The organism is Allorhodopirellula heiligendammensis (genome assembly GCF_007860105.1).
GTDB lineage: Bacteria > Planctomycetota > Planctomycetia > Pirellulales > Pirellulaceae > Rhodopirellula > Rhodopirellula heiligendammensis.
Window position 1 is genome coordinate 723274 of sequence record NZ_SJPU01000001.1, and the last position, 14480, is coordinate 737753.

Annotated in this window: 11 protein-coding genes and 1 other RNA gene; 4 read left to right on the forward strand and 8 right to left on the reverse strand. The window is 57.7% G+C overall.

Annotated features, from left to right (window positions below; all coding sequences use genetic code 11):
- Positions 1-309: 309 nt before the first annotated feature.
- The 3 genes from Poly21_RS02800 to Poly21_RS02810 all read left to right on the forward strand — a co-directional run bounded on the left by Poly21_RS02800 (position 310) and on the right by Poly21_RS02810 (position 3415).
- On the forward strand, positions 310-2352 hold the full coding sequence (locus Poly21_RS02800) for an NAD(+) synthase (protein ID WP_146405487.1): 2043 nt from the start codon (positions 310-312) through the stop codon (positions 2350-2352).
- Entirely contained in the window at positions 2349-2846 is a 498-nt protein-coding gene (locus tag Poly21_RS02805) for a YaiI/YqxD family protein (RefSeq protein WP_146405488.1), read from the forward strand. Before Poly21_RS02800 ends, Poly21_RS02805 begins: the two co-directional genes overlap by 4 nt.
- Before the next feature lie 212 nt (positions 2847-3058).
- Positions 3059-3415 carry a hypothetical protein gene (locus Poly21_RS02810; RefSeq protein ID WP_146405489.1) on the forward strand — a complete coding sequence of 119 codons (357 nt, stop codon included), beginning with the start codon at positions 3059-3061 and terminating at the stop codon, positions 3413-3415.
- A gap of 143 nt (positions 3416-3558) precedes the next feature.
- On the opposite strand, the gene alaS is transcribed toward Poly21_RS02810, so the two are convergent.
- From alaS to ffs, 8 genes are all read right to left on the reverse strand, one after another.
- On the reverse strand, positions 3559-6402 hold the full coding sequence (gene alaS / locus Poly21_RS02815) for an alanine--tRNA ligase (RefSeq protein WP_146405490.1): 2844 nt from the start codon (positions 6400-6402) through the stop codon (positions 3559-3561).
- A gap of 36 nt (positions 6403-6438) precedes the next feature.
- Complete coding sequence (gene serS / locus Poly21_RS02820; protein ID WP_146405491.1) at positions 6439-7722, reverse strand: serine--tRNA ligase; 1284 nt, start codon at positions 7720-7722, stop codon at positions 6439-6441.
- A 286-nt stretch (positions 7723-8008) separates the two neighbouring features.
- Entirely contained in the window at positions 8009-8638 is a 630-nt protein-coding gene (locus tag Poly21_RS02825; RefSeq protein ID WP_146405492.1) for a peptide chain release factor-like protein, read from the reverse strand.
- A gap of 281 nt (positions 8639-8919) precedes the next feature.
- Positions 8920-10416 carry an RNA polymerase factor sigma-54 gene (gene rpoN, locus Poly21_RS02830; RefSeq protein ID WP_146405493.1) on the reverse strand — a complete coding sequence of 499 codons (1497 nt, stop codon included), beginning with the start codon at positions 10414-10416 and terminating at the stop codon, positions 8920-8922.
- A gap of 123 nt (positions 10417-10539) precedes the next feature.
- On the reverse strand, positions 10540-11139 hold the full coding sequence (gene recR / locus Poly21_RS02835; RefSeq protein WP_146405494.1) for a recombination mediator RecR: 600 nt from the start codon (positions 11137-11139) through the stop codon (positions 10540-10542).
- The gene (locus tag Poly21_RS02840; protein WP_146405495.1) at positions 11136-11522 is read right to left on the reverse strand and encodes a YbaB/EbfC family nucleoid-associated protein; all 387 of its coding nucleotides are present in this window, start codon (positions 11520-11522) and stop codon (positions 11136-11138) included. Before Poly21_RS02840 ends, recR begins: the two co-directional genes overlap by 4 nt.
- Positions 11523-11550: 28 nt before the next feature.
- Entirely contained in the window at positions 11551-13413 is a 1863-nt protein-coding gene (dnaX, locus tag Poly21_RS02845; RefSeq protein ID WP_146405496.1) for a DNA polymerase III subunit gamma/tau, read from the reverse strand.
- A 71-nt stretch (positions 13414-13484) separates the two neighbouring features.
- Positions 13485-13579, reverse strand: an RNA gene (ffs, locus tag Poly21_RS02850) — signal recognition particle sRNA small type.
- 176 nt (positions 13580-13755) lie between these two features.
- On the opposite strand from ffs, the gene Poly21_RS02855 reads away from it, so the two are divergent.
- Complete coding sequence (locus Poly21_RS02855) at positions 13756-14445, forward strand: DUF2141 domain-containing protein (RefSeq protein WP_302117337.1); 690 nt, start codon at positions 13756-13758, stop codon at positions 14443-14445.
- The last annotated feature ends 35 nt before the right edge of the window (positions 14446-14480 follow it).

The window sequence follows — 14480 nt, forward strand, 5'->3', positions numbered from 1 at the left end:
GAAGGAATTACAAGTCGGATTCCCTGCTTTACAATCCGCTGGTGATCAACTCCAAACAAAACGGCACAACCGCTATACTCTGCCAGAGCCTGCCACTTCGAAAAAGGTTCGCGGGCCCTGCTGAACAACGCCGCTTTGCTGTGAAACCATCGTGCTTTGCAAACTGATCAGTCGTTGAGGCGCATGCCACGGTTTGCGGTTCGTCTGCGTGCCGACTGGGGTTAGCCCCACAACGGCGATTGAAGCGACGCTGTCTAGCGAACCTGTTCTTTATGATTGAATTCCTCCTGCAGCGAATGGAAGCGGCGCATGCCACACCCGGACCCCGTGCGAGAGCATGGCTACTACCGCACTACCGCTGCCTCGCCTGAATTGCGCGTGGCCGATCCCGAGTTGAACGCCCAAGCATCGATTGAGATGTTGCAGCGTTTTAGTGATTCGGATCTCATCGTGCTGCCTGAACTCGGTTTGACGGGCTATACCTGCGGTGATCTGTTTGCCACGCGTACGCTGTTGGACGCGGCCGAGGACGCGTTGTTGGCCATCGCAAAGTCGACCCGTTCAGTGGGCGGGATCGTCGTGGTTGGATTGCCACTGGCGGTGGGCACGAGTGTGATGAATGTAGCCGCCCTGGTCGCCCGCGGGCGTGTGTGGGGAATCGTCCCTAAAACGTTCCTGCCCACCTATCGTGAGTTCTACGAAGGTCGACATTTCCGCGCTTCGGGTGCGGGAGATCCCGCGAGCGTTTCGATTGGTGGCGGTGACATTCCGTTTGGCACGGATCTTCTGTTTCGAGATCAAGATGCCGTGATCGCGGCGGAGATCTGTGAGGATCTGTGGGTGCCGGTGCCGCCGAGTTCGCACGCCGTGATCGCCGGCGCGAATGTTGTCGTAAATCTGTCTGCAAGTAACGAGACCGTCGGCAAGGCCCAGTGGCGACGTGACCTCGTCGTCAGCCAATCGGGGCGTTTGATTTGCGGGTACGTCTATGCATCGGCGGGCGGGGGTGAATCATCAAGCGACCTGGTGTTCGGTGGCCATTGCCTGATCGCTGAAAATGGGGGGCTGCTCGGGCAATCACGCCGAATCGGTGATGGCGAAGATCCTGTATTGCCCGGGCCGACTTGGTTGACGCGGGATCTCGATTTGCAGCGTCTCGCTCACGATCGTCGTGTCATGGGATCCTTCGACGATTTCCGTGACTCATTACCGCAAACCTATCGCTACATCGACGTGGAACCGGCGACAGCTAAAAAATCGGAGGCGATAAAGAATCGTGTGCAGTTGCAGCGACGAATCGACCCGCATCCATTCGTGCCCGACAATGCGGCCGAGCGGGAAGCTCGCTGTGCAGAAATTTTGGCGATTCAAACCGGTGGGCTTGTCAAGCGACTCGAGGGACTGCCGCCGGGCCTCACACTTTCGATCGGCGTCTCGGGTGGTCTCGATAGCACACTCGCTCTCCTCGTGGCCGTCGGCGCCGTCGATCACCTGCAGCGAGACCGAACTGTCATCGAAGCGCTCGTCATGCCGGGATTCGGTACTACTTCACACACCCGCAGCAATGCGATCGATCTCGTCAAACGACTCGGTGTGACCTGTCGTACCGTCGACATCCGTCAACTGTCCCTGGACACGTTCATCGGCCTCGGTCACTCGCCTATGGGGATTGACGTTGATGAGGCAACGGAGATCGCCGATCTGCAGCGGGAACTGGAGTCGACCCATGATGAGGCCACCGATCTGGTGTTTGAAAATGTGCAGGCGCGGATGCGGACGCTGCTCTTGATGAGTCGCGGGTTTGTGCTCGGCACTGGTGATCTCAGCGAACAGGCGCTCGGCTGGAGTACCTACAATGGCGATCACATGTCGATGTACAACGTCAATTGCTCAATCCCCAAGACACTCGTTCGATATCTCGTGCGGTACTTCGCCGATCATCGCTATGAAGGCGAGATGCGGACGCTGTTGCACCAGATTGCCGACACGCCGATCTCTCCTGAACTGCTACCGCCGTCGAGTGACGGCGAGATCAGGCAGAGCACGGAGGCGTCGCTCGGTCCCTATGAGCTGCACGATTTCTTTCTTTACCACTTTGTCCGCGGTGGATGCGATGTTACGAAGATGCAGTACCTCGCATCGCAGGCTGAGTTTGCCGAGTCGCACTCGGCGGCGGTGATTAAGGAAACCCTGCAAACATTCATCCGTCGATTTTTCGCCAGCCAGTACAAGCGCAACTGCGTTCCCGATGGTCCCAAGGTCGGCTCGGTCTCGCTCTCACCGCGCGGAGATTGGCGGATGCCGTCGGATGCATCGGCTGCCGCGTTCACATCAAAGCGGGCTCGCTCATGAAAATTTGGATCGACGCAGATGCCGCCCCAACGGATGTCAAAGCAATTGTTTTCCGCGCCGCGTCGCGGTTAAACATTGAAACTATTTTGGTGGCCAACCAAAAGATCGCGACGCCCGCCGGCACGCCCACGGCGCGATCGGTCGTCGTCCGTGAGGGCGCCGATCAAGCCGACCGATATATCGTCAAACATGGTGAAAAGATGGAGATCGCGATCACGGCGGACTTGCCGCTCGCCGGCGATCTCGTTGCCAAAGGGCTGCTCGTTATCGATCCACGTGGCGAAGAGTACTCGGCGGCCAATATCGCCGGTCGATTATCGATGCGGAATTTCATGGACACACTCCGCGGCACCGGCGTCGTCACCAACGGCAGTGCCCCCTACGGCGAGAAAGACAAGAAAGCCTTCGCAGCCACCTTCGATCGGTTGCTGCAAAAAGCCATCCGGTGGCACGAAAAAACGGCGAGCGACGAGTCAAGTTGCGAACGAACTTAAACGCATAAAAATACGATTAGCCGAAACGTGGTTTCAGCCAATGGACGAAGACGCAATAACCGTTGAAACAATCGGTGGCGGCTCCTGATTTGTCGCTCGGCTCTCCGAGTCGAACGCGGTCGTTCCGAACGCTCTCGGTTCGGAGAACCGAGAGACTTTGTTTGCGCCCGCGGTCCAACTGGGCGGATTCCCTTGCCGGAAATTTAACTGAGATGAGCGAAACGAAGCAACCCGATCGTGAATCGTTTACTGCGGATTGGCTCAACCATGAAACCTCACAAATGAACATGGTTCTCTTTTATTCGCTGTATCTCGGTGGCTTAGCGATCTTTGGAATCGCCGTGCGTGTGATAAGCCCTACCTTTTGGTCAGCAGTGTCCACGATCATTGCCGCCATCGGTTACGTCATCTTTGTACCCATTCTCAGTATCCGCTGGATACAGACGCGGGATGCGGCGTTCATTGCTACTTCAATTAGCGGTGTGGGACGCACCGGTGAAATTTCGTTGGGACGACACGTTTCACTTTTGGCCGATGGCCTGCGACACCCTTCGGGGTCGGCGACATAAACGGTTCGGATTCCGGGGATGGCGCTGCGCTTATCCCCGGCTACGGTCTGGCAATCCCTTCGGGATGAAAACTCATGCGTTAGGGAGCAGGACAACGCCTTCGCATAACGCGGCGGCAATCCCAATGCTCCATCGGCGCCGCATCAGCCGCCGCGCAGTTGCTCGGTCATGCTTTGCCGGGCTTGCTCGATGGCTTGAGGCAACTTCTGCGGGTCCTTGCCGCCGGCCTGGGCCATGTCGTCGCGTCCGCCTCCGCCACCACCGACAACTTTGGCGGTATCACCCACCCAGCGTCCGGCTTTGAGTCCTCGGTCAACGAGTTCGCGGCTGAGCCCACCGACCAGAACAACCTTGTCGCCCTGCGCGGCTCCCAGTAGAACGGCAGTTGGTCCTTTGCTCTTCTTACGGATCTGGTCGATCCAACCGCGCATCACATTCGCGTTGGCACCTGGCGTGTCGGCGACTACGAGCAGTGTGTCACCAATTGAAACGCCGGAGGCGATCAGGTCGTCTGCGGTTAGGTTGTCGCCTGTGGTGACTTCCTGCAGCTCGCTTACCAATCGGCTACGGTCGGCCAATAATGCGTCGAGACGGTCGGTCACGTCATCAATCGCGACATTGAGCCGCCGGGTGAGAGCTCGCACGGCGGCCCGGACGGCATTGTAATTCGACGTGTCCGTCATCGATGCTTTCGACGCGCGAGGGTCGAATTGGAATTCAGCTGAATGTTCCGCTGCTTTTCCGGCAGCCAGTTCCTTCTTCAGGCTTCGCACGTCCTCAATCAGAGCTTCCGTGGCGGCAGCAGCGTAACTGGCTTGGCAGCCGAGCCGATCAGCGACCTGATCGAGCAGGCGCTGGGTCTGCTCGCGATGCTCTTTCGCACGCTGCCCCGTGAGCGCTTCGATCCGGCGAGTACCGGTGGAAACGCTCTCTTCGACGACCAATTCGAATGCGCCGATGTCCGCAGTGTTGGTCAGGTGGGTACCGCCGCACAACTCCCGACTGAATTCACCCATCGAAACCATCCGGCACGGGTCTGGGTACTTCTCGCCGAACAGCATCATCGCTCCCGCCTTTCTCGCCGTCTCCAGCGAGACGGTGTCCCATCGGATAGGCTCACTCTGTGCGACATGGGCGAGGACATCCTGCTCAATCTGCACGAGGGTATCATCCGGGATGGCTTTGGGGTTGGTGAAGTCAAACCGTAAGCGATCCGGCTCGACTTTACTGCCTTGCTGTTCGGCGTGGCGTCCAACGTGATTGTGCAGGGCGTGATGAAGCACGTGGGTTGCCGAGTGAGCGCGAGCCAACGCGGTTCGGTTGTCCACATCGACCTTCGCGACGCAGGTTTCGCCTTCGCTTAACTTGCCGCGAGTCAGTTTGCCGAGGTGTACAATTAATGATGCGTGGCGTTGGGTATCGATCACTTCAAATGTGAAATGCTCATTCTCGATCACACCCGTGTCGCCTACTTGCCCGCCCGATTCACCGTAAAACGGCGAGTGATCGAGCACGAGTCGATGGACGGCGTCGCCGGGACGGTCTAAGTGCGAAAGTAGCTGCCCTTCGTCTCCTTTCGATTTGCCGTCACCCGTGATGATGCCCTTGACGATGGCACTGGCCTCGGTCGATTCGTAACCAACAAATGGCGTTTCTCGCAGTGCTTCTTTAAGAGTTTCCAAGGGGCCGGTTTGGAACAGCACTCGCTGGCCACCATCACTGACGCCCGCATGCTCTTCCATGGCTTGTTCAAAGCCCGACCAGTCGAACGTGAAGTTCTGCTCGGCAGCGAGAGTTTGCACGAGCTCTGGTGGTACACCGTAGGTGGTTAACAGATCAGCGGCATCGGCGCCCGGCACCATGACGGAGGATTCTGCGCGCATGCCGTCAAACAGATTCCCGATACGTTTCATGCCACCATCAATTGTTGAAAAGAACGCTCGTTCTTCTGACTCAATCGCCTCGCTCACACGCTGGGTGGTTTGTCCCAGTTCGGGATAGGCGGCCTTCGATGCATCAGCCACTGCGGAGGTGAGTTGATACAGGAACGGTTCGCGCAAGTTCATTTGGTATCCGTCGAGCACGGCGCGACGAATCAAGCGGCGGATCACCGAGCGGGCATCTTTGGGGCCTGGGTAGACGTTTTCATGAATGGCAAAGACGGCGGCGCGGGCGTGGTCGGTGATGCGGCGAAGACGCCGACCATGATCGCTGCCATATTCATATTTCACCCCACAGACTTCTGCCGCAGCCTCAACAATTGGGAACAGGCTGTCGATGTGAAAGTTTGTCGGCACACCTTGCAGGACGCTGGCGGTTCGCTCTAACCCCATCCCGGTATCAATGTTTTTACTCGGTAGCGGATGCAGATTATTTGGCGGCACGCCAAGACGGTTGAACTGGGTGAAGACCAAGTTCCATATTTCAACCTCACTTCCGTCGTCGAGCTTGTAGTAAATTTCGCTACATGGACCGCAGACGCCATCGGGGCCTTCGCTCGGCGCCGACGCAGGCCAGAAATTCTCGTCCTCTTCCATCCTCGCGATCCGTGAACCCGGCAGCCCGATGGATTCATTCCAAATCTGGTACGCCTCGTCATCGTCTTTGTAAATCGTCACTGTCAAACGATCTGGTGCAATGCCTAGCCACTTTTTGTCGGTGAGGAACTCCCATGCCCAGGCAATCGCTTCTGGCTTGAAATAGTCGCCGAAGCTGAAGTTACCGAGCATTTCGAAAAACGTGTGGTGGAAGGCCGTCCGGCCCACATTGTCGATGTCACCGGTCCGGAGGCATTTCTGGCAGGTGGTCGCGCGGGTGTAATCGAGTTTGACTTTACCGAGAAAGTGATCTTTGAATTGATTCATGCCCGCGGGCGTGAACAGGACGGAGGGATCCCACGCCGGCACGAGCACATCGCTGGGTTGCCGCACGCAACCTTTAGTTTCAAAGAATTCGAGATATTTTTCGCGTAGTTCGTCAGTCTTCATGGCAATTATTATTAGATGGGATGCGGTTGGATTGGTTTAGGCGATCGGTTCGAGGACTTCTTTGCCAACCCAGGGCTGGAGAATTTTAGGAACGCTGATCGAGCCATCGGCACGTTGGTGATTTTCTAAAATGGCGATCATGGCGCGACCGGTCGCGATAGCGGTACCGTTGAGCGTGTGGACGTACTGGGTTCCCTTCTGGCCGGGCGTTTTGTATCGCACGTCGAGACGCCGGGCTTGGTAGTCGGTGCAGTTGCTCGTGCTGGTTACCTCCCCCCACTCGCCACCGTCACCACGGCCGGGCATCCAAGCCTCGAGATCATATTTGCGGTAGGCGGGACCTCCGAGGTCGCCTGCGGCGGTGTCGATGACCCGGTAGGGAACCTCGAGGGCGTCAAAGATTTCGCATTCCAGTTCACGCATCTCTTCGTGAACAGAATCACTTTGCTCGGGCACGGTGAAGGCGAACATCTCGATCTTGGTGAATTGGTGAACTCGGTAGAGGCCCCGCGATGCACGCCCCGCCGCCCCCGCCTCGGTGCGGAAGCAGTGACTCAGTCCACACAATTTGATGGGCAGTTTTTCGCTGTCGAGGATCTGGCCGCTGAGCATGCCGCCGAGCGGGATCTCGGCCGTGGCGACCAAGTTCAGCTCGGTGTTCTCAATACTGTAAATCTGAGTTTCTGGACCGCGCGGATTGAAGCCCGTGCCTTGCAGGACACTCGTCAGGGCGAGGTCCGGCGTCGAGACGGGGGTGAATCCGCGATCGGCTAAAAAGCTGATCGCGAACTGTTGCAGTGCTAAATCCAAGCGAACAGCAGCGTTGCGTAGGAAATAGAAGCCTGCCCCCGCCACACGGGCGCCACCTTCGAAATCGAACAGGTCATGCCGCTCACCGAGGGCTAGATGGTCGACCGGCTTAAAATCAAAGCTGGGTTGTGGCGTTTTGCCAAAACCGAGTTCGTTCGCGTCTTCCTCGCCGCCATCGGGGACCTCTGGATGGGTGAGATTGGGTAACGCGGATTGCAGTTCGAGAATTCGAGCATCCAGTTCGCTCTGTTCCGACGCGGCGGCATCTTTCTTGTCCCGCAACTCACGCCCAGCGGCAATCAACGAGTTCCGCTCCTCAGCATCCTTGGCCGAAGCGATGCGTTTGCTTGTTTCATTGGCCTGAGTATTGAATTCCTGCGATTTTTGCAGCGCCGCTAACCGCTGCGTCTCCAGTTCACAGATCGACTGCACGTCGACCTTGACACCGCGGCGTGCCGAGTTTTGGGCAACCAGTTCCGGGTTTTGCAGAATAAATTTGCGATCGAGCATCAGCGGAGAGCAATGTGAGAGGGGACTAAAAACTGAGTCAGGGCGTGAAACCGCACAACTTAACGAAAGTTGCCAACTTTTCGCAGGCCCGGTCCGCAGAGCCTCGAACGTGATGTCGATTCAATTTTGCTCCGTCGGCGAAAAAACCGTAGGCCGATGAATCGAGCCCCTATCACTCACGCCGGTTCGGCCTGCCACGTCGGCCGTGACGCTCTACCGGCCGACACACGTCGCTTGAAATGCCAGATTTGTTTGAATATCTGGCGACATCAGTTGCGAAACGCGGTCACCGCAACGGTTTGCGGTCGTGGTGGGCGCGGATGCGATTGACGAGCGTCCACGCGGGATGGTGCGTCCTCAGTAGCGCTACAATGCGGCTCGTCGAAACCTTCCAGCTCGGAGCGACGAGACTCGGCTGTCCACCGGCGACGTGCAAATCGTTCAGGAGCATCGCCAGCACAGCGGGTTTGAACGAATTGTCGTCGGCAAGTTTGAGTGGCGACCCCCGAAAGCGATCTCGCACAAACTGCTCCACTTGATCGGGTGGTGACGTGCCCTCGGTCGCGAGCGGAGAGGTTGACCGCAGGCTGACGGCTAAGACGTACCGCAGGCGGCGAATTGCCACCTCACGGTTGCGGTGCTGGTTTCTCTGCTCGGTCGCTTCGGCGGTGATTTCAGCGGGTCGAAACGTGACAAAAACTCCTGAGGCCGTGCGGTTGCGATGCTGGCCTCCAGGACCACTTCGCGATTGCATGCGGAATTCACAGGTCTTCAGCAGCTCATCGACCGACCACGCGGCGGGATGAGGCGACGTGACATTCGGTAGCGAGAGTCGCTGATTCTGACTCGGCATTTCCGCGGACGACCGGTCGCCCTGTGACGAGCCGGAATCGGGAGAAGACTCAATGTCGGACATGACTGACTATTCATGTAAGTCGGGGAGCGACGGTAGCTTGGTGGCCAGCGGTGTTCGCTGCGCACGACAACTGACTCAACACGAACACGGGTAATGCGTTGTAATATAATCTGGACATCGGCGGGGCCCACAACCACCGGCCAGATGCTGGACGCCCCAAGCCGTGGCCCGCTCCGCCGCGGTACGGACTAACGCTTTTCGTCACCGGCCACGTCATGATCCAACGCCATAGGTTTCAGTGCCACAGGTTGTCGCGACTGCCGCACCACGAAATCGGAGGTCTACGTCGAGGTGAGCGTCCAGTCGCGGCGCTGTCGGCTGCTCGGGATGCCCATTTTCTTGCGATACTTGGTCACTGTTCGCCGGGCGACGCTCATGCCGGCATTTTGCAGCTCCTCGACCAAGGCTTCATCGCTGAACGGCTTGCTCTTGTCTTCCTTATCGATCAACTCTTGCAGCTTCAGGCGGATCGTGTCCCAAGCGACATCGTCACCATCGTCGGTCTGGGTGCCACCGACGAAGAACCGCCGCAGCGGGAGGATTCCCCGCGGCGTTTGGATCCACTTGTCGTCGACTGCGCGGCTCACGGTAGTCACGTGGACACCCACCTTATCGGCGATCTGCTGCATTTTAAGCGGTTCGATCGCTTCGGGGCCCTCATCGAGAAATCGTTTTTGGTGCTCGACGATTGCTTCGGAGACTTTGGTCAGCGTGCTACGGCGTTGCTCAATGGAATCGATCAACCACTGGGCACCGTTGATCTTCTGTTTAATGAACTCGCGTTCTTCGGCCGAGCAGTCTGAGGCTTGCAGGCGACTCCGGTAGTATTTGCTGATGAACAGGTTCGGAACGCGGTCGTCATCGAGTCGAACTCGATACTCCCCTGATTCATCTTGTTCGAGAATGATGTCAGGGGTGACATTGGGAACATACGTTTCCAAAAATGCTGCGCCTGGTTTCGGATTGAGCAGGTGAAGTTCCATTCGCAGCTCTTGGATCTGTTCGATCGAGAAGCCGGTTTTCTTGGAGATTTGTGGGAGGCGGTTTTCGGCCAGATCATTTAAGTAAAACCGAATGAGCTTCTGCAATTCCTCGAAATGCGGACTCTGGGGATCAAGTTGCAAGATCAAGCATTCGGCGAGATCCCGCGCAGCAATTCCGGTGGGCTCGAGCGACTGGACCACCCGCAGCGCCTCTTCGGCTTTGGCGAGATCCTCTTTGGTATGGCCGGGGGGCAACATGTCAGCGACCGGCGTGCGCAGGTAGCCGCCGTCGGACGCGTTAAGCGTACTGATGATTCGCTCCGCGATTTGCTCGACCTCGTCGTCAATATCCATCTCGGCGAGTTGATGGAGCAGGAAGTCGTTGAGTGATTCCGGGCGGGATTGGGCGTTCGCCATCATGTCGTGCCGCCGATCGGCTTCCTCGGACATGCGGTTGCTGCTGCGGCGAAACGAGTCGTCGAAATTGCTCGATGAGTCGGCGTCCATGTTGAGCAGTCGCTCAAAGTCATCCTTATTATCGTGATCGTTGTCGACGACCAGCTCTTTTTCATTTTCGCTGCGTGAATCCTTGCTCGACGAGTCTTCGTCGGCATCATCCGGCGACATCGGGTCGCCTGAAACCTGCTCGAGCAGCGGATTTTCGTTCATTTCCTGCTCGATACGCTCCTGCAACGCGAGCGTCGGCATCTGCAGAATTTCCATCGACTGGATCATCCGAGGTGCAAGTTTCTGCACCTGGCTCTGTCGGGCGTGTAGCCCCACTGACATCCGCATGGGAATCCCATTCTCTCAAAGAAAAGTAACCTGATAACACGTCCGCCTTATTCTAGAGCGAATACGGTGCCAACGGTAAGAACGGTTTTCGTTTTTTCTGATAATTTGAGCTGCAAAAAGCACTCAGAGTTTCTGTCGTCCCGTGAGAGCGTCGGCAATGATCTCGCGATTGGCATACTCAAGGACGCTGCCAGCGGTGATTCCACGTGCTAAACGTGTGATTTCGACGGGGAACTCACTGAGTTGATTGGAAAGATATAGCGAGGTGCCGTCACCCTCGACGGTCGGATTGGTGGCCATGATAATTTCGGAAAAATTTCCCGTCCGGACCCGCTCCACTAACGCGTCGATCGTCAATTGGTCCGGTGTCACGCCATCGAGCGGGGCGATGCGGCCGAGCAGCACATGATAGAGACCTTTGTAGGCCCCCGAAGCTTCGAGACTGAGTAAGTCGCGTGGCTGTTCGACCACGCAGAGTCTTGTCGCGTCGCGGTTGGGATCCGCACAAATCTGGCAATATTCTTGCTCGGATAAATTGAAACAAGCGGCGCAGTAGCGAACATCCGTGCGCACGCGCCGAATGGCATCCGCGAGAGCCAACGCTTCGTCTTCGCGCACGCGCAGCAAATGAAACGCCAGTCGTTCGGCACTTTTGCGGCCGATGCCCGGTAATTGGCTAAGCCGATCGACGAGCTGTGAGACCGCCCCGGCATGACTGCTCATCCATTGCCGCCCGTGATGCTCGCCAGGATTCCGTCCATGCCAGGTATATTGACGTCGAGATCGCTAGCCAGTTGGCTAACGGCGTTGGCGTATAGCTGTTTGGCGTCCGCTCCGGCGGAATTCGTCGCTTCTTGAATTGCTGCGCCGAGCCGCTCAGGTGGCAAGGCGCTATCCGTGCCCGCACCGAAAACCTCCGGGCTGACGTCGACGTTTTGAACCTCGCCGACGCCATTCATGGTCACGGTGACATGCCCGCAGGAGGAACTCGCGGTGACACGTTCTGATTTCATGCGATCGTTGAGCTGACGCATGTGATCAGGGATGTCTTGCAGCTTGCCGATCATCGAGGCAATGTTGCCGAGGTTACCAAGTCCTTTGAACATAAAAATCGTCTTTCAATGAGTAAGGTGTTTAAGATCGGGGGGTATCAATGCGAACAATTTCCGCGCCGAGAAGATCGATGCAAGCTCGCACCATTGGGTTGGCTTCAATCTCCCGCATCCGTTGCATGCGATTTTGCGTCTTGGGCTTCGCCACCGCCTGCTGCATCGGTGGTGCTTTCGTCCCGGTTACCAACGTGACCGTGAGCTGACGGCCAGTCACGCGGGCAATCGTGCGAACAATCTCCTCTTTGTTCTGGGGCGAGCCACAACGACTCATCGCTAGTCCGGACGTTTCTGGGAAAGTCAGCTCGACGGTTCCGGGTTGCGGCACGCCGAACTTTTCCGCGGCTTTGACCAGCGTCGCGGTCATGGGATCCATCTCGTCGAGTATCTGTTTCCAAGACGAGTGTAGTTCGGCATCGCTAAGGGGCGCAGAAGTTATCGAGTCAACCGCAGGTGGATGGTCTGCTGGCGGTGGTGTACTCGCAGGGGGCGGCGCCGTCCCAAGCGTCTGGGTTGCCGCCGGTGTCTGCGCTGCGGCCGGTGTCTGGGTTGCCGCTGGCGTTGCCGCCGGCGCTGGCGTTGCCGCTGGGGGGGCGGTCCCAGGCGGGATCGCAGTGGGTGGCGTCGAAGCGGGGGTGAGGTGGCCCGTCGCGATTGCAGCCCCGACCGAGGAGGGCTGCGTTTTATTTATCGCGTTTTTTTTTTCGCTATGATCCGACGCCAGTCCTTGGGCTGCGGCCGTCAGGTCGACGATCGCTTGCAGGTCCGGCAAATGACAGATCTGGATTAATGTTGATTCCAAGAGCACGCGGGCGTGAACGCTGTGGCGGATCCGCACCAGGGTTTCGTCAACCAACCCCACGATGGCAAGTACCGTTTGGAGTCCCCATTGCTGGCCCAGTTCTACCAGCGAATCGTGCATCGAGCCGGCCGCGTACCGCAACATCGAGGCGTCGCAGCCTACGCTCGCGGTCATCAAATCTCGGAAGTAACCGAGCATCTGTTCTGTTAATCGCCCGGCATCGACCCCCGCGGCAACGGCCTCGTCGACCTGGATGAGCGCAGACGCCGCATCGCGAGCTTGCATGGCTTGAGCAAGCCGATGCAATCGCTGGTCGTCCGCCGTACCGAGCATCGCGTGAACTTGATCGGCGGTCAGATGCCCATCGCTAAAGCTCAGGACCTGCTCGAGCAACGATTGGCTGTCACGCATCGAGCCAGCCGCCCGTCGGGCGAGCAATTCCAACGCTTCGTCTTCGGCGGTGCTATTTTCGGCCTCTACGATTTCACGCAGTCTACCCACAATTTTGCTAGATTCCACCGGTGCAAAATCGAACCTTTGGCAGCGGCTCAGCACGGTGATCGGAATCTTTTCGGGATCCGTGGTGCAGAAGATAAACTTCACATGTTCGGGGGGCTCTTCGAGCGTTTTCAGCAGCGCGTTGAAAGCTGCGCCGGTCAACATGTGAACTTCGTCGATGATGTAAATCTTGTAGCGTGAGCGGCTCGGCCGCACACCGACGTTGGCCCGCAACGATCGGATTTCGTCAATCCCTCGGTTGCTGGCCCCGTCGATCTCGATCACATCGACGTCTTCACCGGAGTCAATCGCTTGGGCGACGTCACTCTCGCTGTCGGGGTGCGAGGTGGGCCCGCCGGGATGATTCAGGGCTTTCGCGAAAATGCGCGCCGTGCTGGTCTTCCCGACACCACGAGCTCCCGTGAACAGATACGCGTGTCCCACACGCGAGGTCTCGATCGCACCCTGCAAGGCTTTTGCAACGTGGTCTTGGCCGACCAGCTGGTCGAAGTCCCGGGGCCGATAGCGGCGTGCGACCACGACGTAGGAGTCGTTTCCAGAATCCTGTTCGTTCGCAGAAGTGCCCATGTTTTCGGCGTCAATTAAACCTAAGGATCAGTCCGAAAAGGGGTCATGCTGGGATCGGAATTCATCCGCGCGGTGGAGGCGACCCTCACACAAAGCGGCACTGCTTATGGCTGCTCCAGTTAAGGCCTGACCAGGTTCACAGCTTGCAGTCGCAAGGGTCGCCACCATCACGCGGACAACATTCGTCCCGGCGGCGGACACCCAGTCTAGAACACCGAGCCGATTCGCGAAAGATGCGTGCGGCGACTAACCGCAGATTCCGCAATTGTGATGAAATAGAGTACAAAACGCACTCATCAGTTTCATCCAGTTCCTGTGCTGCCATTTTCCGGAGACTTTTTAGTGGATTCCCACCAGCCACTCGCGACCGATTCGAATGACGACGCGGTGAAAAAACGCAAACCGCTCCACCAACGCGGCGATCCGTCATGGAAAACCTACTCGGATCAGTGGAAAGAAAACCACGGCACCTTGTTGATGGTGTTTGCGGCATCGATCACAGTCGTTGGGGTTGCGATTCTCCTGTTCCAGCAAAATCGCTTTCGCAAACCCGCCTTCCCGACCTCGCAGATGTTTCCCAAGCCGCCCGATGAGACCAGCTTGGAAGCGTTTGCCCCCATCGATGACAGCGAATCCGATCGCATCCAGGGCCCCACATTTCGGTTGCGGATTGCAGGGGCGACGCTCGAGCCTGACGCCGACGAGCGAGGTGCGATCCGGATCGCAATCTACCCAACGAGCGATCGTTTTAATCAGCCTGAATCCGCGATTTGGAAGCGTTCGGTCGCGATTGACCCAGCCTCCGAGACGGTCTGTTTGATCCCGATTGATGGATTGCCGCCGACTTTCGCGATCGCGGTATTTCTAGACGCTAACGAGAACGGGCAACTCGATCGCAATGTGTTGGGAGTTCCATCAGAGCGTTACGGTTTCAGTAATGACGCCCGAGGGAAGGTTGGGCCACCCGGTTTTGAAGAGGCTGTTGTCGCTCGGCCAGCGCCCGATGAAGAGCTCGAAATCAAAATCTGGTAGCGAAAAGATCGAGGTGAGAGAGGCGGGGAGTCACG

Coding starts and splice junctions, on each gene's coding strand:
- Poly21_RS02800 (WP_146405487.1), top strand. CDS start 310: ATGCCACACCCGGACCCCGTGCGAGAGCATGGCTACTACCGCACTACC.
- Poly21_RS02805 (WP_146405488.1), top strand. CDS start 2,349: ATGAAAATTTGGATCGACGCAGATGCCGCCCCAACGGATGTCAAAGCA.
- Poly21_RS02810 (WP_146405489.1), top strand. CDS start 3,059: ATGAGCGAAACGAAGCAACCCGATCGTGAATCGTTTACTGCGGATTGG.
- alaS (WP_146405490.1), bottom strand. CDS start 6,402: ATGAAGACTGACGAACTACGCGAAAAATATCTCGAATTCTTTGAAACT.
- serS (WP_146405491.1), bottom strand. CDS start 7,722: ATGCTCGATCGCAAATTTATTCTGCAAAACCCGGAACTGGTTGCCCAA.
- Poly21_RS02825 (WP_146405492.1), bottom strand. CDS start 8,638: ATGTCCGACATTGAGTCTTCTCCCGATTCCGGCTCGTCACAGGGCGAC.
- rpoN (WP_146405493.1), bottom strand. CDS start 10,416: ATGCGGATGTCAGTGGGGCTACACGCCCGACAGAGCCAGGTGCAGAAA.
- recR (WP_146405494.1), bottom strand. CDS start 11,139: ATGAGCAGTCATGCCGGGGCGGTCTCACAGCTCGTCGATCGGCTTAGC.
- Poly21_RS02840 (WP_146405495.1), bottom strand. CDS start 11,522: ATGTTCAAAGGACTTGGTAACCTCGGCAACATTGCCTCGATGATCGGC.
- dnaX (WP_146405496.1), bottom strand. CDS start 13,413: ATGGGCACTTCTGCGAACGAACAGGATTCTGGAAACGACTCCTACGTC.